This window comes from Desulfobotulus alkaliphilus (assembly GCF_007830435.1).
GTDB classification, from domain to species: domain Bacteria; phylum Desulfobacterota; class Desulfobacteria; order Desulfobacterales; family ASO4-4; genus Desulfobotulus; species Desulfobotulus alkaliphilus.
This window is the reverse complement of the sequence record NZ_VLLC01000001.1, coordinates 228207-248883: the sequence shown is the minus strand read 5'-3', so window position 1 is coordinate 248883 and position 20677 is coordinate 228207. Positions and strand designations below refer to the sequence as shown.

Here is a 20677-nt window from a genome sequence, read left to right as displayed (position 1 = left end):
CAGCCTTGACAAATACGCTGAAAATTGATTCAAAACAAAGATAAAAGAAGATTATAACCCCCATCAGAAAAGAAAAAGGAGAAAGACAATGGAGTTTCTTCCCATTAAGCCCAGTGTACTGAACGCCCTTGTATGGGTGGCTCTGGTTCTTATTGTTCTTGGTTTCAATGCCGGTATTGGTACGGCCGAGGGTGCCCGGTATCTTATGGGCGGTGTATTTCTGGGTTTCCCCGCTTATTTTGCCAATATTCTCTGGATTGAAGGGTTTGCCCGGGGCCATCATTGATTTTTGATATTTTGTATGATGCAAAGAAAGCCTTTCCGCAGCCTTGTGGAAAGGCTTTCGTACTTATCGGGGGCATTTTGTTTGAAGCTGTGCAATAAAGCGGTTTGCTGAAAGATAATGACCTCTGGCCTCTTCTGATGGAGCATGTGCAATGTTCGTATATTTTTACAGGCTGATTGCTGTAATAATTTTGACAGTTCTTATGGCCTGTGCAGGAAAAAAAGATCTGTCTTCGGAGATAATGGAAACCATGGGATCTGAGGCAGGTTTGTATGAGAACGTGGAAATACCTCCGCCTGTGCCGGAGCTGCCATTGCCGGAAAAAACTTCTGAATCGAAAAAAAAGATGGATTCCGTGACAGGCAAACCTGAAAATAAGATTCCGGAGCCTTTCCAAAACAGCATTGGAATGCATTTTGTCTGGATACCGCCCGGTCATTTTTCCATGGGAGCTTCTTCTGAAGATCCCTATGGGAATGATAATGAAATCATCCGGTATGTTACGCTGTCAAAGGGATTTTTTATGATGACCACGGAGGTGAGCCAGAGCCAGTGGAAAATGGTTATGGGGGATAATCCTTCTGGTTTTCGGCGATGTGGTGATGATTGCCCCGTAGAAAGGGTTTCATGGGATGCAGTGCAGGAGTTTATTAAAAAGCTTCAGGCCCTTGATTCCAGTCTGATATACCGTCTGCCCACGGAGGCTGAATGGGAATATGCGGCCAGAGGAGGCAGTGACGGTCCCTTTGCCTTTGGAAGCTGTCTTGGTACGGATCAGGCCAACTATAATGGCACCCAGCCCCTCGAAGGCTGTGAAGCGGGTATTTACCGGAAAGGTCCGGTTCCTGTGGGCCGTTTTGAGGCCAATGCTTTCGGGCTTTATGATATGCACGGCAATGTCTGGGAGTGGTGTCAGGATGTCTATGCCCCCTATGGCAGTGGACAGAAGGTGAAGGATCCGCTTTACGAGGGGCCGGGATATGAAAGGGTGATACGGGGCGGATCCTGGTATGGAAGTGAGGCCAGCTGTCGTTCTGCAGGGCGTGGGCGCTATGCTCCGGACAGGGGGTTTAACAGCATTGGTTTCCGTCTTGTGGGGGATCTTCCATAAAATGTTCTGATTACTACCCTGGCTCAGCCACAGCCTGCTGGTCATGTAATTTCCATGCCTTAAAGTTCCTGTGGCTGAAAGACAGGGCTCATCATATTCTTTTTTGCGGCATGGAGACAGGAAAGGGAGATGCAGATGAACCAGATCCGTTTTGATGTGGTTTTTCAGGGCCGCCTGATGGACGGGCACAAGCCGGAGGAGGTGGCGGACAGCCTTTCCCGTATGTTCGGCCTGCCTTTACGGACAGCAGAAAACCTTATCCAGAGTCCAAGGGCGGTGCTGAAAAGGGGGCTTTCGGAGGAAGCTGCAGCAGAGTATGTCAATGCCCTGCGCAAAGCGGGGCTGGAAGTGCTTCTTGAGCCTGTAATGGAGTCGCAGAAAGAAGTTCTTCAGCCGGATGCGGGGAGCGGTGGAGGAGGTGGAGCAGAAGAGGCTGCTGAGCCTGATGGAAAGTCCGGGTCCCTGAAGCGTCTGCCCTTTTCCTTCCACGGCAGCGGGTCCGAGTATTTCCGTATCTGGATTGTCAATCTTCTTCTGACCATAGTGACCCTTGGCATATATTCTGCCTGGGCCAAGGTGCGGCGTAAACGGTATTTTTATATGAATACCCGCCTTGACGGGAGGGGCTTTGCCTATCTTGCGGATCCTGTTAAAATTCTTATCGGACGGATTGTGGTGGTTGCCATATTTGCTGTTTATTCCGTTACATCCAGCCTGAATCCTCTGGTATCCCTTGGTTTTGCTGTTGTTTTTCTTATTGTTTTCCCTTGGATTGTTGTCCGGTCCATTACATTCAATGCAAGAAATTCCAGCTTCCGAAACATCCGTTTTGCATTTCACGGCAAGGTATGGGGGGCGGCCCAGGCCTATGTGCTGTGGCCCCTTGCGGGTATTCTCACCCTGGGCCTTCTCTGGCCCTGTGCTGTGTTTCAGCAGCATCGCTTTTTCATCTCAGGCAGTGCTTACGGGAAAACCCGTTTCAGCTTCCATGCCCGGATCCGGGATTACTACCGGATGTTTTTTTCCCTGTCTCTGCCCCTTTTCATCACCCTTGGTGTTTTTGCGTTCATTTTTTATTATCTGATGCGTATCATTTTTGTTACAGGGGGGACTTTCTTTTTTTCAACCCTCTTTATTTTTCTTTTCATGGCATTTCTGTATCTTTATTTCATGGCCTGGTATGCGGTGAAGACGACCAATATTTTTTATTGCGCAGCCCTTCTTTCGGACCATGGCTTTGAAGCGGATCTCAAGGTTTTTCAATATATGCTGATACTTGGTTTGAACACACTCCTCACCGTCCTGACCCTTGGTTTTTTTCATCCTTGGGCAAAGGTAAGGGTGGCACGCTACAAAGCGGACCACATGGCTTTTCTTGCTGCGGGGTCTCTGGAGCATTTTCTTGCGAATGAAGAAAAGCGTGTGGCTTCTTTGGGTGAGGAAGCGGCGGATTTCATGGGTTTTGATTTTGGGGTATGATGGATATTTCCGGTCAGTTTTATGATGGCAGAAGTTCTGCGGCAAAAAAAGCCCGCCTTGTCTATCTGCCTGAGGTGGCCTTTGTCCGTGTTGAGGATGCGGAGGGTTCTCCCATGGCCGATGCCCCTGTTTCAGCCCTTGCCTTTGCACCCCATATGGGCAGAGTCCACAGGAGCCTTGGTTTTCCCTGTGGCGGTCTTTTTGAGACCGAAGATCACGGGGCCATGGATGCCCTTCAGATATCCCTGAAAAAAGGGGCTTTCTGGCGCTTTGTTCATATGCTGGAATCCCGCTGGATCTGGGTATGCCTTGCCCTGCTTTTTGTCATGGGAACGGTTTTTTTGTCTTTTCGTTATGGTGCGCCTGTGCTTGCAAGGGAGATTGCCCTGCGCCTTCCGCCGGGTATTTTGCATGCTGCCGGGGAAAACACCCTGAAAACACTGGACAGGATGGTTTTTTCACCCTCTGATTTATCTTCTGACAGTCAGGAAAAAATAAAGGATGAATTCCGGGAACTCTGGGAGGCCCATCCCGGATTTCAGCTGTATTTCAGGAAGGGTGGACAGCTTGGCGCCAACGCATTTGCCCTTCCGGGCAATATGATAGTGGTTAGCGATGAGCTGATCCGGCTTGCGGAGGATAACCCGGACGGACTGGAGGCTGTGCTGGCCCACGAGATCGGCCATGGCGTACACCAGCATGCCGCAAGGCGGGTGATTCAGGACAGTATGCTTGCCTTTCTTCTGATGGGGCTGACCGGGGACGGCAGCGGGGTAGCAGAGCTTTTCATGGGGTTGCCGGTGCTGATTACGGAGATGGCATACTCCAGAGCCTTTGAGCGTGAAGCGGATGCCTATGCCATGGAGTGGCTGGCTTTGCAGGGCAAGGATGCGGAGGGCTTTGCCCGTCTGCTGGTTCGTCTGCATGAAGAAGCAGGAGGCAGGGTGGCAGGAAAAAGCCGGTGGCAGGGCTGGCTGTCCACGCACCCGCATCTGGAAGAACGTCTGGAAGCCATGGATTTTGCCTTGCCCTGATACCGGCAAAACTTTTGTATTCCGTTTTTTTTCAGGTTTTTATGAATTCGGTTTTTTCCAGTGCCAGTTCAATATGAAACTTTTTACCATCCACATGGAAAACCATGCGGCGGTTGTCTCTGTAATCGCAGTCCAGAATGAGGGTAATGGCGGAGTTAAGGGCCAGCGCCTTGGGCTGACCGCAGAAACTTGAAAGCTGAAACTTGTCTTCCACCGTACGCATGAGAAGCCCCATGATCTGATTGGTCATCTCACCGATGCTGTCCGCCACCTCGTTGGAGGTGTAATCCCTTGCCAGCTCATCTTCGGGAATTCCCATACGGGTCATGTACTTGCCGTAAAGCTCCATGGAAGCGTCCGCAGAAAAATTCATGACCACAAGGCCATTGTAGTCTCCCGTAAACTGTACAAAACAGCCGATTTCGGGCTTCATGGTAACCTTGGGGATTTCCTGAAAGGTTGTGGAGTATTTGATGGGAAGTTTGGTACTGGATTCCAGTACATGGCGGGTTGCTTTGCAGAGTATGAGGGCTATCTGATCAATGGTGGAAAGATTTTTTTCCGTATCCATAAAGGATTTCCTTTCCCGGGTTTTGTGGAGACTGGTATCTGTCTGAATCCTGTTTTAACAGATGAACTGAATCCTTCAGGTAAAAATCAAATGTAGGGGATCATAACGTAAGAAGGCATGGGTTTCCAAGGAAAAACAGGAAAAAGAAAAATATAGCAGGATTTTTTTCAACCTTATCAGAGCCTGCGGGTGGCCGTTAAAATTTTTTGCGTATAAAAAAAGGTCCGCGGCATGGCCGGACCTGAGGCACTGCCTGTCCTTCCCGGCAAGGGGAGGACAGGCAGACATATGCAGGCAGATCAACCGGAAGAGGATGCGTAATCCCCTCCGGTTTTTGTTCTGATACTATTTGCCTCTTTTTTTCTTCAGCTCTTCCACTTCTTTACGGATGTCATCCATAACGGATACAGGAACCTGACGGTAGGTGGCAAATTCCATGGTGAACTGGGCCTTGCCCTGGGTTCCGGAACGGAGAACCGTGGAGTAGCCGAACATTTCAGCCAGAGGAACCTGGGCTTCAATGATGGACATGGGACCTTCATCGGAAGAACCTACAATCATGCCCCGGCGCTGGTTGATGGTTCCCATCACGTTACCCTGGAACTCGCTGGGAGTCTCCACAACCACCTTCATGATGGGTTCCAGCACCGTGGGTTTGGCTTTAGCGTAGCCTTCAAGGAAGGCTCCGCGGGCTGCTGCCTGGAAGGCCATTTCAGAAGAATCCACCGCATGGGAGGCACCGTCGTTGATGACAACCCGGACGCCGGTAACGGGGAATTCCAGAGAAGGTCCTTTATCCATGCAGGCTTTGAAACCCTTTTCACAGGCGGGAATGAAGTTGGTGGGGATAGCACCGCCAGTAACATTGTTGACAAATTCGAATTCACCCTCTTCCAGAGGCTCCAGATAGCCGGCCACACGACCATACTGACCGGCACCACCGGTCTGTTTTCTGTGGGTGTAGTTGAATTCTGCTTTCTGCAGGATGGTTTCACGGTAGGCAACACGGGGCTTGCCCGTTTCCACTTCCGCCTTGTACTCCCGCTTCATGCGTTCAACATACACTTCAAGGTGAAGCTCGCCCATGCCCTCGATGATGGTTTCATTGGTTTCCTCATCCACAAAGGTGTTGAAGGTGGGATCTTCCTTGGTGAAACGGTTCAGGGCCTTGGACATGTTGATCTGGGCCTTGTTATCCTTGGGAATAATGGACAGGGAGATAACAGGCTTGGGAACAAACATGGATGTCAGGGAAACGTTGAGGGAAGGATCGGCAAAGGTATCCCCTGACGCACAGTCCACACCGAAAATGGCACCGATCATGCCGGCAGGAACCTTGTCGATTTCTTCCATCTGATCCGCATGCATACGTACAAGGCGCCCCACCTTGATTTTTTTACCGGTACGCACGTTGATGACCGTGGAGCCCTTTTCCAGTATGCCCTGATAGACACGAAGGTAAGTCAGCTGACCATAGGCGCCGTCTTCCAGTTTAAAGGCCAGGGCCACAACGGGTTTTTCCGTTTCGGATGCAAGAACAATGGGTTCTTCTGCATTGTCCAGATCAAGGGCCTCATTGCTGACATCGGGAGGCGCGGGCAGCAGGGTGGTGACGGCATCCAGAAGGAGCTGCACACCTTTGTTTTTATAGGCAGATCCCATGAAAACAGGGGTCATCTGGCGCAACAGGGTACCTTGGCGGATGGCTTCCATCAACATTTTATTTGTGACTTCGCCTTCCTCAAGAATGACTTCGGTCAGCTCATCGGAAAAAAGGGAGGCTGCATCAATGAGTTCATCGCGTTTCTCTTTTGCTTTTTCCAGAAGATCCGCAGGGATTTCTTCCTCACGGATGTCATCGCCACTGTCTCCATCAAAATAGAAAGCCTTCATGGTGATGAGATCCACAACGCCGATATGATCGTTTTCAAGACCCACGGGAATCTGCATGGCCCAGGCATTGTGTCCCAGTTTTTCCCTGAGCTGGGAGATGACACGGTCGGGGCTGGCACCGGTACGGTCGCATTTATTGACAAATGCGATGCAGGGTACGTTGTAGCGTTTCATCTGCTGGTCCACGGTAATGGACTGGGACTGAACACCGCCCACGGAGCAGAGAACAAGGATGGCACCATCCAGAACCCGGAGAGAACGTTCCACCTCAATGGTGAAGTCCACATGGCCCGGTGTGTCAATGAGGTTGATGTCGTGGCCTTTCCACTCACAGAAGGTGGCAGCGGATGCAATGGTGATACCACGTTCACGCTCCAGTTCCATGGAGTCCATGGTAGCACCGACGCCATCCTTGCCTTTGACGTCATGAATGGCGTGAATTCTTTTGGTAAAGTACAGAATGCGCTCGGAAAGGGTGGTCTTACCGGAGTCAATGTGGGCGCTGATGCCGATGTTCCGGACTTTCTGGATATCGTATTTCATTTTTACCGAATCCTTGAAAAGCAAAATATAAGGTTGTTTGATCATGGCATCTGTCCCATCGGGCAGAACCATCATCGTAATTTGTGGCCAGGATACAGTTGTTCTGTTTGGATTTCATTAAGGATGATCCGGAATGAAACAAAGAAACCTGACACGAAAGCGGTAATTCAAGAACCGCCCGTACCGAAATTTTCATGCCGGTTTTGAGGGGGGGTTCGAAACCATAAAAAAATCATCGTCCTCCCATTTAAGAGCTTTAAGGAGAAAGATGACCTTAAAACAAAATCAGTGTATTTTAATTGCAATATCCTGTTGTGTCAAATATTTTTTTGATTGAAACCATGCAGCCCCTGTTTGACTTGTCAGGGGCTTTTTTTTAGACTGCTGAACTTTTTGCTTCTGGGGCAGTCGTGTTTCAGGAGTAGAGGATTCCTTTATCTTCAATTTGGGGAAAGACATGCAGGGTACCAAAGAAGGAAGCTTTGTTGCGGGAGCAAAGGCCATATGGCCCATATGTGTGGGGTATTTTCCGCTGGGGCTTGCCTTTGGCGTACTGGCGGAAAAGGCAGGTCTTTCCGGTATGCATATTTTTTTCATGTCTTCCCTCGTCTTTGCAGGATCCGGGCAATTTATCGCCGTATCCATGATTGATGCGGGAGCATCCGTACTTGCCGTGATCATGACCACCTTTATGGTGAATCTGCGCCATCTGCTCATGTCCTCATCCCTTGCCGTCTGGTACAGGGGGCAGCCCCGCAGACGTCTGAGTCTTCTTGCCTGTTTTATCGTGGACGAAACATTTGCGGTGAATACCAGCCGTCTGAAGTCGGGGGCCTGGCCTCTGGGTGCTGCCATTGTGGCCAGTTTTCTGGCCTATGCCGCATGGGTAGGCAGTACGGTGCTGGGGGGGATTTTCGGCCGTTTCATTGCACCATCTGCCTTTGGTATTGATTATGCCATGATTGCCATGTTTATCTGCCTTCTGGTATTTCAGTTGAATGGCTTTATCTACCTCATTGCAGGCCTTGCAGCAGCCTTTGCCGGTACGCTGGCAGCCCTGTGGATTCCCGGAAATGCATTTATTGTGGTGGGTGCCGTTACGGGTGCCACCACGGGGCTTTTGCTTAAACGTATGGCCCGGATTTCGGGGGAACAGGTGAGGGAAGAGCGATGAGTGCTGAATATATGATTCTGGTTATGGGGATGGGGCTTGTGAGTTTTGTCCCCAGATGGATTCCCCTTTTTTTTCTTAGCCGGAGAAAAATGCCAGCTTTGCTTGTGGAGTGGCTGGATCTGATTCCCGTGTCCATCCTTGCAGCGCTTCTCGTCCCCTATCTCATTACCGCCGGAGAACCCAGGGTACTCAGCTTCACACGGCCTGAGCTGGCCGTTGCTTTTCCTACACTGCTGGTGGCCCTGTGGACACGGTCTCTGGGCGTGACTCTGGTGGCGGGTATGGTCATGTTCTGGCTGGCGGGAAAAACAGGATGGTTTTAGGTTACATAGCTCGGGAAAGTTCTGAACCACTGCCAGTGATCCTGTGGCAGACGTCGTGATGTGGTGGCCTGCCATTCACTGCAACTGGCACGATGAAATGGACGAATCGACTCTTTCCTGTTTGATTCGGACATTTTTTTTGCTATGCATTGAAGCTGGATTCAGTCAGCGGTAAATGAAGATTAACTAAATGAAAATCTGTTGCCCGTCAAGGTGCTGTTTTCAACAGCACAAAGGAGGAAGTCATGCAGTATGAAAACATTGTTTATGATTACGCAGATGGAATCGCAACCCTGACCTTTAATCGGCCCAAGGCACTCAATGCCCTGAATGCGGCACTGCTTCAGGAGTTTGCCCATTGCCTGGATGCCATTGATCAGGATGAAAATGTACGTGTCCTCATTTTGACGGGCAGTGGTGACAAGGCCTTTGTTGCGGGTGCGGATATTTCCGAACTGGCAACCCTCGGACCGCTGGATGCCCGTTTTTTCTGTCAGCTGGGCCACGATGCCATAGGGAAACTGCAGAATCTTTCCATCCCCGTCATTGCTGCGGTGAATGGTTTTGCCCTCGGTGGCGGTAGTGAAATGGCCCTTGCCTGTGATTTTATCTATGCGTCCGAAGCGGCCAAATTCGGGCTGCCTGAAATTACCCTTGGCATTATCCCCGGTTTCGGAGGTACCCAGCGCCTGCCCCGTCTTGTGGGTAAAAATATGGCTAAGGAGATGATTTTTACAGGGAAGATGCTGTCTGCGGAAGAGGCGCTGGCCCTGGGTATGGTCAACAGGCTGGTAAAGCCCGAAGAACTGATGGATGCCGTAAGAAAAACAGCCAAGGGCATCGCAGCCAAAGGAAGGGTATCCCTGCGTGCGGCCAAGGCCGTGGTGAATGCGGGAATGGATGTGGATCTGGCCACGGCCTGCCGCATGGAAATCGATGCCTTTGCCCTGTGCATGGCCAGCCCGGATGCCAAAGAAGGAACCACGGCTTTCCTTGAAAAACGCAAGCCGAATTTTACGGCGGGGCTGAAGGGTTGATAATATGGACATGGGCCTTGACAAGAAAGTGGCTTCCCGGTACATTCTGCGCTGAATTTTATCCGGAGGGAAGGATGCAGGATCGAATATATTATCGGGCAGGCTATTTTTTTTGTCAGTCTGCCCATGAAAAAGTGAAACTGACCGTTTAATGTTCGGTCACCTTCCAGTGGGCAGACGGACTCCGTTGAAAGCGTCCCCATGGAACCGGAATGACAACAAGGCTGTGGGAGGATTGCTCCCGCAGCTTTTTTTGTATGGGATTCATTCTTCCCCGGTGTACGACAATAAGGAGAAAAGCCGATGATTTATGATATGGAGTTTGAAACCCTTCCCAGGGAAGCCCTGGAAGCCATACAGCTGAAACGTCTTCAGGCGACCCTGCAGCGCGCCTATGCAACGGTTCCCTTTTACAGGGACCGCTTCCGGGAGTTCGGGGTCACGCCTTCGGATATCCGCTGTCTCGATGATATGGAGAAGCTTCCTTTTCTGATAAAACAGGATCTGCGGGACAATTATCCCTTTGGCCTTTTTGCCGTGCCCAAGGAAAATGTGGTGCGTATCCATGCCTCTTCCGGAACAACGGGCAAGCCTACGGTGGTGGGGTATACGGCAAGGGATATTGACACCTGGGCCAGTCTCATGGCCAGAGCCCTCACCGCCGGTGGCGCAAAGCGGGGGGATATTATTCACAATGCCTATGGTTATGGTCTTTTCACCGGAGGCCTTGGTGTGCATTATGGTGCTGAAAAACTGGGGGCAACGGTGATTCCCGTATCCGGTGGCAATACCAAGCGACAGATTACGATCATGAAGGATTTCGGTCCCTCCATCCTGACGGCAACCCCCTCCTACACCCTGCATCTGGCCGAAGTGGCAAGGGAAATGGGCGTGGATTTCAGGGAGCTGCATTTCCGCCATGGTATTTTTGGAGCAGAGCCATGGAGCGAGGCCATGCGGCGTCAGATTGAAGGGGATCTGGGGCTTTCCGCCGTGGACATTTATGGTCTGAGCGAGGTCATGGGGCCGGGTGTGGCCGTGGAATGCCATGAGGCCAAGGCCGGTCTGCATATTTTTGAGGATCATTTCATTCCGGAGATCATTGACCCTGAAACGGGTAAGCGTCTTCCCTTGGGTGAGGTGGGTGAGCTGGTGTTCACGTCCATCACCAAAGAGGCTTTCCCTGTCATCCGTTACAGGACAAGGGATATCACAAGACTTGTGGCCGAGCCCTGTATCTGTGGCCGTACCATGGTGCGCATGGAAAAGGTGTCCGGGCGGACCGACGACATGCTCATCATCCGGGGGGTCAATGTTTTCCCCTCACAGATCGAGTCGGTTCTCATGATGATTTCCGAGGTGGAACCCCACTACCAGCTTGAAGTGCACAGGGAGGACAGTCTGGATATTCTTACCGTCAAGGTAGAAATCAGCCAGAAACTCTTTACCGATGAGGTGCGGGGGTTGCAGAATCTGGAAAGAATGATAGCAAAAAATATAAAGGAATACCTTGGAATTTCAGCAAAAGTCCGCCTTGTGGAACCCAAGAGCATTGCCAGAAGTGAAGGAAAGGCTGTTCGGGTTATTGATCATCGGCGTTTATGAAGTTAAGATCCCTCTGACTGAAAGAATTGGGCTGAACAGAAGCATTGCGGACTTCATGATCAATCACCACGGCGACAAGGAGGATAGCTGATGAAGGTGGAGCAGATTTCTATTTTTATGGAAAATAAGGCGGGACGTCTTGCAGAAGTAACAGCCATCCTCAAGGAGCACGGCGTGAACATACGGGCCCTGTCTTTGGCGGACACTGCGGATTTCGGTGTTTTACGCATGATTGTGGATGATACGCAGAAGACGGATCTGATACTGAAAAAAGCCGGGTTTACAGTTGGGAAAACCGAGGTTGTGGCCGTGGAAGTCATGGATACTCCCGGTGGGCTGCATGATATCCTTGAGGTGCTGAGGGAAAAAAATATCAATGTGGAATATATGTATGCCTTTGTGCAGCAGAACAGTGACAGGGCCGTGATGATTTTCCGTTTTGATGATGTGGATACGGCCATTACCCATCTTTCGGCAAGGGGAATGACCGTGGTGCCCGGGAAACGTCTTTATTCCATGTAGTTCAGTTTTGTCTTTGAAACGCTCCTTTTTATGGTAAAAAAGGAGCGTTTTTTGTAGCTGTTCAGCGCAGTTTTTCAAGTAGTATATCTGCAAGACAGATGCACAGGCCCCAGGCAATTTGCCCGTGACGCAATCCGGCACTCAAGCTGAAAAACCCAAGCCCTTTACGGGAGCAAAAAAGCCTATGGATCTTGAGTGCCGGATTCGGGAGTTTCTTGTCCTGTGCGGAGGCGGCAAAACCTCCCCGCCACAGGCAGGATAAGCTTTTTGATTACCATGGCAGGCCTTGTACGCTGCCTTGTGGCGGCTCAGACAGTTTGCCGCTTTTATAGCACTCCGGCACTCAAGCCTGAAAAAGCTTATTTTTCTTGTAGTAGACTTTAGGTTTTTGGCTTGAGTGCCGGAATCCGAAACGATTGCAATGTCACTTGCAAATAGCCACGGGGCCTGCAACAGTATGAAGCTGCTGCAACTACAGCATTGGCAGTTCGGAATAAACTGTGCTGAGTAATTACCGTTTTTTTTATCTTTTTTTCCAGCCACCGATAAGGTGCAGATGCAGGTGAAAAACTTCCTGCCCCCCGCCTTTTTCAACGTTGAACTGCAGCTTGTACCCGCTGGTACTGATGCCTTCCCTTAAAGCCATTTCCTTTGCAGCAAGAAAGAGTCTCCCCACAAGGGGGCCATGGTTTTCCTCAAGCTGATTGATGCTGCGGATATGCACCTTGGGCACGATGAGCAGATGCACCGGCGCTTTGGGATTGATATCCCGAAAAACAACGAGGTCTTCGGTTTCCATGAGAAATTCCGAAGGGATTTCCCTGCGGATGATTTTACAGAAAATGCAGTCTTCCATGTAAGAGCTCCTTTATCAGAATGAATGCTATTTTAAGAATGACTCTGCCTGATCAGGGGGTGTTTTGGGGAAAGTGTTCCTGAATGTAGCGCCGTATTCCTTCCACAATGCCGTCGGCGATGCGGTTCTGGTACTGGGGGGTGGTCAGTCTCTGACACTCCCTGGGGTTGGTGATGAAGCCTGCTTCAATGAGAATGGAAGGCATCTGTGCGCCCAGAAGGACATAAAAGGGAGCCTGCTTGACACCATTGTCCCTGATGTTGCTGTAGTGGGGTTTCACGCTGTCCACCATGCCCCGCTGAACATAGGAGGCCAGCCTGCTGGACTCATTAATTTTGGCATTCTGCATCAGGTCGTTCAGGATGGTCTGAAGATCACTGATGTTTTTGGTGGAGGTGGCATTTTCCCTTGCGGCAACGGCAATGGATTCCTCGTCCGTGGCCAGATTGAGAAAATAGGTTTCAATGCCGTGGGCGTTTCGGTTCATGGCTGCATTGGTGTGGATGGAAAGAAAAAGGTCCGCCTTGTGCTGATTGGCAAACCGGGTGCGTTCCTCAAGGCTGAGATAGACATCGCTGTCCCTTGTAAGGATAACCTCGCAATTGAGCTCTTTTCGGAGTTTATCCGCAAGGATTTTTGATATCTGGAGATTGATGTCCTTTTCAAGAACTCCCCGTTGATATCCTATGGCTCCGGGATCTTTACCGCCATGCCCCGGATCAATGACAATGCGGTGAACCCCCAGAGCCAGCTGGCGGCGGATGGCACTGGCACTGGGGGGGGTTGTTGCAACAGGAGGAAGGGCCGCGGGCGGCAGGCTGGCTGCCAGTGCCGTTCGTTCTGTGGAACCGGTTTCGCCCCAGATGTCGATGACGGTTCTGTAGGGATCAAAAAGCTGAAAAACCTTGAAATCCCTTGTCTGGTCCAGATCCATGACAAGGCGCACCTTTTCCTTTGTATTCCGGGCTATCCTGAAGGCCTTGACCTGGGGATCATTGATCTGTGTTGAGGGAGGGATATCCTCTTTTAGCGTGCTCTGTTTGAAATCCACATATACCCTTGGAGGCAAACCCCTTTCCCTGTCTCGATTCAGGTCGTTAAAGGTGTAGGCCAACTCCCTGTCCGAATCCACAACAATGCGCGTCCGGTTGGCGTGGGTCTGGTAGCGGACACCCTGTATCATGCCAAGGTGGGAGATATCTTCCGCATTCTGCGGGGATGGGGTTTTTGTTTTTTCAATCACTGGCATGATCTGTATGCCTGCATCCGGAACGGGCAGTGCGGGTATGGGGGGGGCAGGCAGGCTGCTTTCCGCAGGGGGGGCTTCATCCGGCCTTGTGGACCGGGCAGTTTTAAGGGGTGGTTGCGGTTTTGATTCAGCCTGAATGACGGGTCGTGGTGGCGGCGGTGCCTGAAGAGGGGCTCCAAGCTCTCTGAGCATACCTTCGGCTCTGAATTTGTAACGGCTTTTGGGGCACTCGTGGAAAACCCGCCGGAAAAGCTCTATGGCTTTTTCCTTATCACTGCTTCGGCCTGAAAAGTGGGAGAGTCCAAGATACACTTCCCCAGCCCTGTACAGGGAGGCCGGTGCCCATGCATTCTGGGGATCCTGCATATAGGCACTCTCAAAGGCGTCTGCAACTTTTTCCCAGTTCGCCCGGAATTTACGCCTTTCGGTATTTTTCTGAAGTTCCTGAAAGTCGCGGTCTGCCCGAAGGTAAAGGTCGCGGACGGAACCCGCCCATGCAGGAAAACATGAAAAGAACAGGCAGGCAATGAGAATACATAAAACAGGAATCCGCATCGCTTTTTTTCCCCTGCAAGGGGGGCTGATATTTCTATGAACCCTGATCCGGTATGTTGGAAGAACCATGGGTATCCTGTTTCCTTTATGTCTGCCTGCCTGTGTACAGCCGGAAGATTAGCGGATGATCTTGCCCGTTGCCTGGGTCAGATACTTCTAAAGATCCGTATCCATCGCTTTTTCCTTCAGTCTGGCAAGAAAATTCATGGCCTCAAGGGGCGTCATGGTGTTGAGGTCCGTTTCCTTCAGGGTCTGGACAATGACTTTTTCCGGTCCCGGAAACAAAGGGAGCTGCCGGGGCTGATCCGGTGCTGTCCCATCTTCCGGTGACCCTGCATCTTCTTCCCACAGGGCATGGCCGTTTTCCACCCGTGCAAGAAGACCGCCTGCACGATGTATCACAGAATCCGGAAGTCCGGCAAGTTTTGCAACCTGAATTCCATAACTTCTGTTGGCACCGCCCTGAATCAGCCTGTGGAGAAAAATAATGTTATCCTCCCATTCCCGCACGGCCACACTGAAATTTTTTACCCTCGGAAGGCTGTCGGCCAGTCTTGTCATTTCATGGTAATGGGTGGCAAAGAGGGTTTTTACGCCTTTTTTTTTTAGGTTGTGGAGGTATTCCGCCACGGACCATGCAATGCTGAGTCCGTCGAAGGTGCTGGTGCCCCGGCCGATTTCATCCATGATGACAAGGCTTTCCGGTGTGGCATTGTGAAGAATGTTGGCGGCTTCCTCCATTTCCACCATAAAGGTGGACTGGCCTTCGGCCAGATTGTCCGAGGCCCCCACCCGGGTGAAAATACGGTCTGTGACAGATATTTTAGCCGATGCAGCCGGAACAAAGCTTCCCATCTGTGCCATGAGCACAATGAGGGCCACCTGACGGAGTACTGTGGATTTACCCGCCATGTTGGGACCGGTGATGATGAGTACCTGGGATTTTGTATTGTCCATATGAATGGAGTTGGGGACATAGCGGCTGTTTTGAAGCATGCACTCCACAACGGGGTGCCGTCCGTCCTGAATATCAATGACCCCGTCTGTTGTCATCTCTGGTCTTGCATAGCCTTTTTCTTCGGCAAGCCGGGCCAGACTGAACAGGACGTCCACCCGGGCGAGAAAGTCTGCGGCAAGACCGATGTCTTTGTGCAGGGCGGCGGCCTGTTGACGGAGCGCTTCAAAGAGGGCCATTTCCATGCGGATCTGCTCATCCTGCGCATTTAAGACCTTATCCTCAAAGGTTTTAAGCTCATCGGTGATATAGCGCTCCGCATTGACCAAAGTCTGTTTGCGTACATAATGATCCGGCACGGACGCGGACTGGGCTTTGGATACCTCGATGAAATAACCGAAAACTCTGTTGAACCGGACTTTCAGGGTGCTGATGCCCGTTTCTTCCCTTTCTTTGGTTTCCAGTCCCGCCAGATAACTTTTACCATCCTTTGCCATGGCAATCAGTTCATCGAGCTTTTGGTGAAAGCCGTTTTGTATGATGCCCCCCTGATCCATCTGCACGGGTGCATCTTCACGGATGGCCGTATCCAGAGTTTCAGCCAGCTTGAGAAGTTTTTCCTTTTCTCCGTGAAAGGAAAAGAGGGGAGATGGCGAGTTTTCAAGGGGGGCCAGAATATCCGGGAGCATGAGCAGGGAGTTTTTCAGCGCCAGAAGATCCCTTGCATGGCAGCGGCCCATGACAATGCGGGTGGAAATACGTTCCAGATCATGGATGTTTTTCAGTTTTTCCCGGATCTGTCTCCGGACAAGGGGTGTTTCCAGCGCCAGTGTCAGGGCCTGATGCCGCTTGTCTATGGCTTCCGTGTCCATGAGGGGGTAGGTCAGCCACTGCCTGAGGGTTCTGGCTCCCATGGAGGTGACGGTTTTGTCCATGGTCTGGAGCAGGCTGCCCCTGGAAGTGCTGTCCCTTAAGTTTTCCGTGATTTCAAGGTTGCGGAAGGTGGTGTCATCCAAAAGCAGAATACCGTCTAAGGCATAGAGCTGGATGCCCCGGATATGGGCAATATCCTGTTTCTGATTTTCCTTTACGTAATGGAGCAGGGCGCCTGCGGCTCCCACACCTGCACCGGCCCGGCGGATACCAAAGCTGTCGAGGCTGCGGACCCCGAACTGTTCCAGCAGAAGATTTCTGGCCTTCACGGGCATGAAGTCGGCCATGGGAGCCGGGCTGATTCTGGATCTGCTGAAAAGAGGATGCAGAAAGGCATTGGATTCTTCCTGCTCAAAGCCTTCGGGTACAAGGATTTCCTTTGCCTGAATCCGGGCCAGTTCATCCCTCAGGGCTGTGTGGGATCTGGTTTCCGTCATGCGGAAGACGGCCGTGGAAAGATCCAGACAGGCAAGGCCCCAGGTTTTTCCCTGAAAGGCAATGGCCACGATGAAGTTGTTCACCCTGTCGTCAAGGAGGTGTTCTTCCACCAGCATGCCGGGGGTGAGGACGCGGACCACATCCCTTTTCACAAGGCCTTTGGCCGTGGCCGGGTCTTCCATCTGTTCACAGATGGCAACCTTGTAGTTGTTCTGTACCAGCTTTGCAATGTAGATGTCCGCCGACTTGACGGGAACACCGCACATGGGAATGGCATCCGGGTCTTTTCTGTTCCTTGCCGTCAGGGTGATGTCCAGAACCCTTGATGCTGTTTCGGCATCCTGATGGAACATTTCATAGAAATCTCCCATACGGTAAAAAAGGATGCAGTCTGCGTACTGCGCCTTGAGCTCCTGATACTGGATCATCATGGGGGTGTTGGCGGCCTTGCTGCTCATGGGACTCCGATGGAATTTCTTTTTTGTGGGTGCTGCCGTCTCAGGACAGAGACGGCCCGGAGCGTGTATGCACCGGGCCGGAATGGCTGTTTTTGGATAATAGTCAGTGGATATCTGAATTTTTTATTCTTTTTCAAATTCAGGAGAACTTTCCTGTGCTGTTTTCTGACCGGTCTGGCCAGAGGCCATTCCTGCCAGCTCATCCTGAAGGGCTGCAATGGTTTCAAGATGTTCCTGATTTTCATTGTGGAGCATTCGGAGCCTTGCCGCCGCCCGCAGGCGGATAACAATGCTGCTTAAGAACATCATGAGAAAGCCTGCTGTAAAACAGAAAATGAGATAGAAACCCGTGGGAATTTCCGGGAAGGTGTAGCTTGTTAAGTAAAAATTAAGGGAAAAGGCATAGGGCTGCAGAAGATATTCAAGGTTCTGATAAACAAGAAGTCCTATGAATCCAAGGGTGAGCAGTGTGAGGATGATTTTTATTTGTTTCATGGATTTCCTTCTCCCACGGTAAGAAACAATACTTTCAAAATTATCATGAAGTACAGACTGGCATTCTCGTGGCTGTAAAGACTGTGTCAGGCTGGGGCTGAATCCTGTTTAAGATAAGGAATCAGATATTTTTGATACGTGTTTTAGCACTTAAATTCAACCTAATTTTTTATAAAAATGCGGGATGCGGTTTTTTCTGTCATTGCAATGGCACCATTTCAATCTCTCCATATACGCCGAGACGGTCTCCCTTTACAAGGACCATGGCAGATATTTCTTTTATATCCTTTGCCTTTTCCACCAGAGGTTCAATATCTTCGGGTTTTTGTATTTTGTTTCCCATGGCCGTTGCCAGTGCATCGGCCACAGCGGTGTCTTTGCTGATGATGACGGCGGCATCGGCTTTACCAAAGCTGATGGAGTGGCCCAGCCTGCCCGACGAGGTGCATATCCCCATGCCCTTGCGGGGAGGGGGGATTTTCAGGCCAATCCTGCCGGAAAAGGGGGAATCCCCGGCATAAAGACCGATGGTCACTTCTGTATCACTGCATACAAAAAGGTCTCCTCCATTTTCAACGATGATTTTTGCGGAACGCTGCAGCAGTTTTTTCCCCAGCGCTTCGGCAAGGGTTCCGGCAATGGCGGCCATGGGGCCTACGCCTGCAGTCTGTGATGCATGGATCATCTGCCGGATCAGGGCCGGGGCTGTTGGGTCATCCGGCCATGGGAGCAGGGTTGAATGAAATTCCGGGTATTTTGCTATATACTCTCCAATTTCCCGGCGCAGTCTCACAAGTTCTTTTCTGGCGGTTGTGGAAAGATCATGGAAGGCCTGTATATGCAGATCACTTTCCTTTTCACTGACCCTGAAGCTGACAAGATCCGCAGCAGCCATAAGGCGGCGGTAGTGATGACGGCTGAGGAAGGGGTCGTGCATGGACATTCCTTTCGGAGGGGCTTGCCGAAGTCTTTGCTGGGGTTGTTGCGCCTGAATCCTTAAGAAGTCAGGCCTGCGGGTTTCTGGTCTGGCCTTGGGTCAGCCAGCATTCAGGTTCCCGGCTGGATACGGAGATTGCAATATAGCCCGGAATGCGCTGGCCGACAATGGGATTGACAGACAGGGCCAGATTTTTCATAAAAGCTTCGCTTGTGTTGGTATGATCATCTGTCCAGAAATGAGGAGTTTGCCCCATGGAGGTTGATACCATTTTCACATCTGAAGAGTCGGCCTCATCGCCCTTTGCATTCAATGCCAGTGTGGCTGCGGTTTTTGATGATATGCTCAACAGATCCGTTCCCCTTTACCGGGAGGCCCTGACCCTGCAGATGAAACTGGCAAATCGTTTTTATCTGCCCGGAACAAGGATGTATGATCTGGGATGTTCCCATGGGAATTTCGGGGTGGGTTTTCTGGAGGCCGCAGGGGACAGGGATTTTTCCATGGTGGCCGTGGACAACTCAAAGCCCATGCTGGAAATATATGAAAAACGGCTTTCCGTGCGCAGGGGCAGTGGGCGTATTCAGCTTTGCTGTGAGGATATCAGTACCACCCCCATGGAAGAGGCTTCCGTTGTGGTGATGAACCTCACCCTGCAGTTTCTGCCCCTTGCCATGCGGGATGAAATCATCGGGCGGGTGTATCAGGCCCTTGTTCCCGGCGGGATTCTTCTTCTTACGGAGAAGGTGGTGCACAAAAATGCCTTTCTTGCGGATATTCAGCAGGAAAGCTATTACGGGTTCAAGGCGGCCAATGGCTATTCCTCCCTTGAAATCAGCCGCAAGCGGGAAGCTCTGGAGAATGTTCTGGTTCCTGAAACCCTGGAAGCCCATCAGGAGCGCCTTGGAAAATCGGGTTTTTCCATGGTGGAAATCTATCTGAAGTGGTTTCACTTCACAAGTTTTCTTGCGGTGAAGGAGAAGAAACAATGCGGCGTATGATGCTGGAGGCAGAGCGTCTGGGTATGGGTGCCTACGGTACGGCCCTCCTTGCCCTTGTGGCGGATCTGGAAGCCCGCCTTGCCGGTCCCGACGCCCAGGCCCGCATGCTCAGGGAGGCTTTTGCCGGCCTGCCCGATGCAGAGCCCTCTCTGGTGGATCTGGACGGTGACTGTGTTTTTATCGGCAGGGCCGGTGATTTGTCCGAAGAGGAAAGCAGGAATTTTTTCCATGTATTGAAAGCATTGATTCCATGGCGCAAAGGTCCCTTTTCCCTCTTTGGCGCGGATGTGGATACAGAGTGGCGGTCTTCGATGAAATGGAACCGGATAACACCCTTTTTGCCTGAGCTTGGAGGCAAACGGATACTCGATATCGGCTCCAGCAACGGATATTATCTTTTCCGCATGGCATCCCGGAAACCGGCCATGGCCTTAGGCGTGGAACCTTTTTTACCTTATTATTATCAGTTTCAGCTGATTCAGCACTACCTTGCCCACCCGGATCTTTTCATGCTTCCCGCAGGCTTTGAATCCCTCCCGGAGATGCCGGGTTTTTTTGATGTGGTTTTCTGTATGGGGGTTCTTTATCACAGAAAATCCCCCGTCACTTTTTTGCAGGATATGCGGCGTTATATGAAAGGCGGAGCGGATCTGGTTTTAGAAACGCTGGTCATTGGGGGCGAGGAACCCGTATCCCTCACCCCCCTTGGCCGCTATGCGAAAATGCGCAGTATTTTTTTCCTTCCCACGGTCAGTTGCCTGAAAAGATGGCTGGGCCATGCGGGTTTCAGGGATATCCGCTGTGTGGATATGGCTTACACGAAAACCTGTGAGCAGCGGCGCACGGACTGGGCCTTTGATGAATCTCTGGAGGATTTTCTGGATACTTCAGACCCCTTAAAAACCGTGGAAGGGGAACCCGCACCTTTGCGGGCGGTGCTGCTGGCAAGGGCCTGAGATATTTTTTGATTACTACCCAGACTCAGTCACAGCCTGCAGCTCCGGTTGTTGTCAGACCCATGGAGAGAGCTTTGATACGGGCAGGCGCAAGGCCTGCCCCGACGAATATTTTTTACGCCCCCTGTTTTGTAGGGGCACCCTTTACGGGTGCCCGTCAACAATCGTAAAACCTGGTCATGTAATTTCCATGGTTTCAAGTGCCTATGACTGAAAGACAGTGGTAATCAGATGTTTTTTTGATGTTCAGCATAGTTTTTTCTGAA

The 20677-nt window shown here is 51.2% G+C and carries 19 protein-coding genes; 11 read left to right on the top strand and 8 right to left on the bottom strand.

The window, feature by feature from the left end; genetic code table 11:
- The first annotated feature begins 88 nt into the window (after positions 1-88).
- The 4 genes from LZ24_RS01135 (at position 89) to LZ24_RS01120 (ending at position 3910) form a co-directional block, all read left to right on the top strand.
- A complete protein-coding gene (locus tag LZ24_RS01135; protein WP_144681449.1) occupies positions 89-286 on the top strand; it encodes a hypothetical protein in 198 nt (65 codons plus the stop codon).
- Between the two features lie 151 nt (positions 287-437).
- Positions 438-1397 carry a formylglycine-generating enzyme family protein gene (locus LZ24_RS01130; RefSeq protein WP_144681447.1) on the top strand — a complete coding sequence of 320 codons (960 nt, stop codon included), beginning with the start codon at positions 438-440 and terminating at the stop codon, positions 1395-1397.
- Positions 1398-1532: 135 nt separating this feature from the next.
- On the top strand, positions 1533-2876 hold the full coding sequence (locus tag LZ24_RS01125) for a YjgN family protein (RefSeq protein ID WP_186442851.1): 1344 nt from the start codon (positions 1533-1535) through the stop codon (positions 2874-2876).
- A complete protein-coding gene (locus tag LZ24_RS01120; protein ID WP_144681444.1) occupies positions 2873-3910 on the top strand; it encodes a M48 family metallopeptidase in 1038 nt (345 codons plus the stop codon). The genes LZ24_RS01125 and LZ24_RS01120 overlap by 4 nt, the downstream gene beginning before the upstream one ends.
- A gap of 31 nt (positions 3911-3941) precedes the next feature.
- Here LZ24_RS01120 and LZ24_RS01115 read toward each other — a convergent pair whose 3' ends face one another.
- Both LZ24_RS01115 and fusA read right to left on the bottom strand, forming a co-directional pair.
- The gene (locus tag LZ24_RS01115) at positions 3942-4481 is read right to left on the bottom strand and encodes a DUF3334 family protein (protein WP_144681442.1); all 540 of its coding nucleotides are present in this window, start codon (positions 4479-4481) and stop codon (positions 3942-3944) included.
- 345 nt (positions 4482-4826) lie between these two features.
- Positions 4827-6917 carry an elongation factor G gene (gene fusA / locus LZ24_RS01110; RefSeq protein ID WP_144681440.1) on the bottom strand — a complete coding sequence of 697 codons (2091 nt, stop codon included), beginning with the start codon at positions 6915-6917 and terminating at the stop codon, positions 4827-4829.
- A 457-nt stretch (positions 6918-7374) separates the two neighbouring features.
- Here fusA and LZ24_RS01105 point away from each other — a divergent pair, with 457 nt between their 5' ends.
- The 5 genes from LZ24_RS01105 (at position 7375) to LZ24_RS01085 (ending at position 11578) form a co-directional block, all read left to right on the top strand.
- Entirely contained in the window at positions 7375-8091 is a 717-nt protein-coding gene (locus LZ24_RS01105; protein ID WP_144681438.1) for an AzlC family ABC transporter permease, read from the top strand.
- The gene (locus LZ24_RS01100; protein ID WP_144681436.1) at positions 8088-8414 is read left to right on the top strand and encodes an AzlD domain-containing protein; all 327 of its coding nucleotides are present in this window, start codon (positions 8088-8090) and stop codon (positions 8412-8414) included. The genes LZ24_RS01105 and LZ24_RS01100 overlap by 4 nt, the downstream gene beginning before the upstream one ends.
- 245 nt (positions 8415-8659) lie before the next feature.
- Positions 8660-9451, top strand: coding sequence for an enoyl-CoA hydratase/isomerase family protein (locus LZ24_RS01095; protein WP_144681434.1), 792 nt, complete (start codon positions 8660-8662; stop codon positions 9449-9451).
- Positions 9452-9754: 303 nt separating this feature from the next.
- Positions 9755-11056, top strand: coding sequence for a phenylacetate--CoA ligase family protein (locus LZ24_RS01090; protein WP_144681432.1), 1302 nt, complete (start codon positions 9755-9757; stop codon positions 11054-11056).
- Between the two features lie 90 nt (positions 11057-11146).
- Entirely contained in the window at positions 11147-11578 is a 432-nt protein-coding gene (locus LZ24_RS01085) for an ACT domain-containing protein (protein ID WP_144681430.1), read from the top strand.
- 523 nt (positions 11579-12101) lie between these two features.
- On the opposite strand, the gene LZ24_RS01080 is transcribed toward LZ24_RS01085, so the two are convergent.
- The 6 genes from LZ24_RS01080 to LZ24_RS17470 form a co-directional block, all read right to left on the bottom strand.
- A complete protein-coding gene (locus LZ24_RS01080; protein ID WP_144681428.1) occupies positions 12102-12434 on the bottom strand; it encodes a histidine triad nucleotide-binding protein in 333 nt (110 codons plus the stop codon).
- Between the two features lie 52 nt (positions 12435-12486).
- Positions 12487-14307 carry an N-acetylmuramoyl-L-alanine amidase gene (locus tag LZ24_RS01075; RefSeq protein WP_144681426.1) on the bottom strand — a complete coding sequence of 607 codons (1821 nt, stop codon included), beginning with the start codon at positions 14305-14307 and terminating at the stop codon, positions 12487-12489.
- Positions 14308-14394: 87 nt separating this feature from the next.
- Positions 14395-17022: a DNA mismatch repair protein MutS gene (gene mutS / locus LZ24_RS01070; protein WP_144681424.1), complete on the bottom strand. Its 2628-nt coding sequence runs from the start codon at positions 17020-17022 to the stop codon at positions 14395-14397.
- A gap of 123 nt (positions 17023-17145) precedes the next feature.
- On the bottom strand, positions 17146-17517 hold the full coding sequence (locus LZ24_RS01065) for a LapA family protein (protein WP_144681422.1): 372 nt from the start codon (positions 17515-17517) through the stop codon (positions 17146-17148).
- Between the two features lie 199 nt (positions 17518-17716).
- Positions 17717-18454, bottom strand: a complete 738-nt coding sequence (locus LZ24_RS01060; protein ID WP_186442850.1) for a UPF0280 family protein — start codon at positions 18452-18454, stop codon at positions 17717-17719.
- 67 nt (positions 18455-18521) lie between these two features.
- Entirely contained in the window at positions 18522-18710 is a 189-nt protein-coding gene (locus LZ24_RS17470; RefSeq protein ID WP_222427482.1) for a hypothetical protein, read from the bottom strand.
- Here LZ24_RS17470 and cmoA point away from each other — a divergent pair.
- Positions 18709-19455 (top strand): carboxy-S-adenosyl-L-methionine synthase CmoA, encoded by a 747-nt coding sequence (gene cmoA / locus LZ24_RS01055; RefSeq protein WP_144681418.1) that lies wholly within the window; start codon positions 18709-18711, stop codon positions 19453-19455. The two genes, LZ24_RS17470 and cmoA, sit on opposite strands and share 2 nt — an antisense overlap.
- Positions 19443-20411 carry a tRNA 5-methoxyuridine(34)/uridine 5-oxyacetic acid(34) synthase CmoB gene (cmoB, locus tag LZ24_RS01050; protein ID WP_144681416.1) on the top strand — a complete coding sequence of 323 codons (969 nt, stop codon included), beginning with the start codon at positions 19443-19445 and terminating at the stop codon, positions 20409-20411. The genes cmoA and cmoB overlap by 13 nt, the downstream gene beginning before the upstream one ends.
- Positions 20412-20677 lie beyond the last annotated feature (266 nt).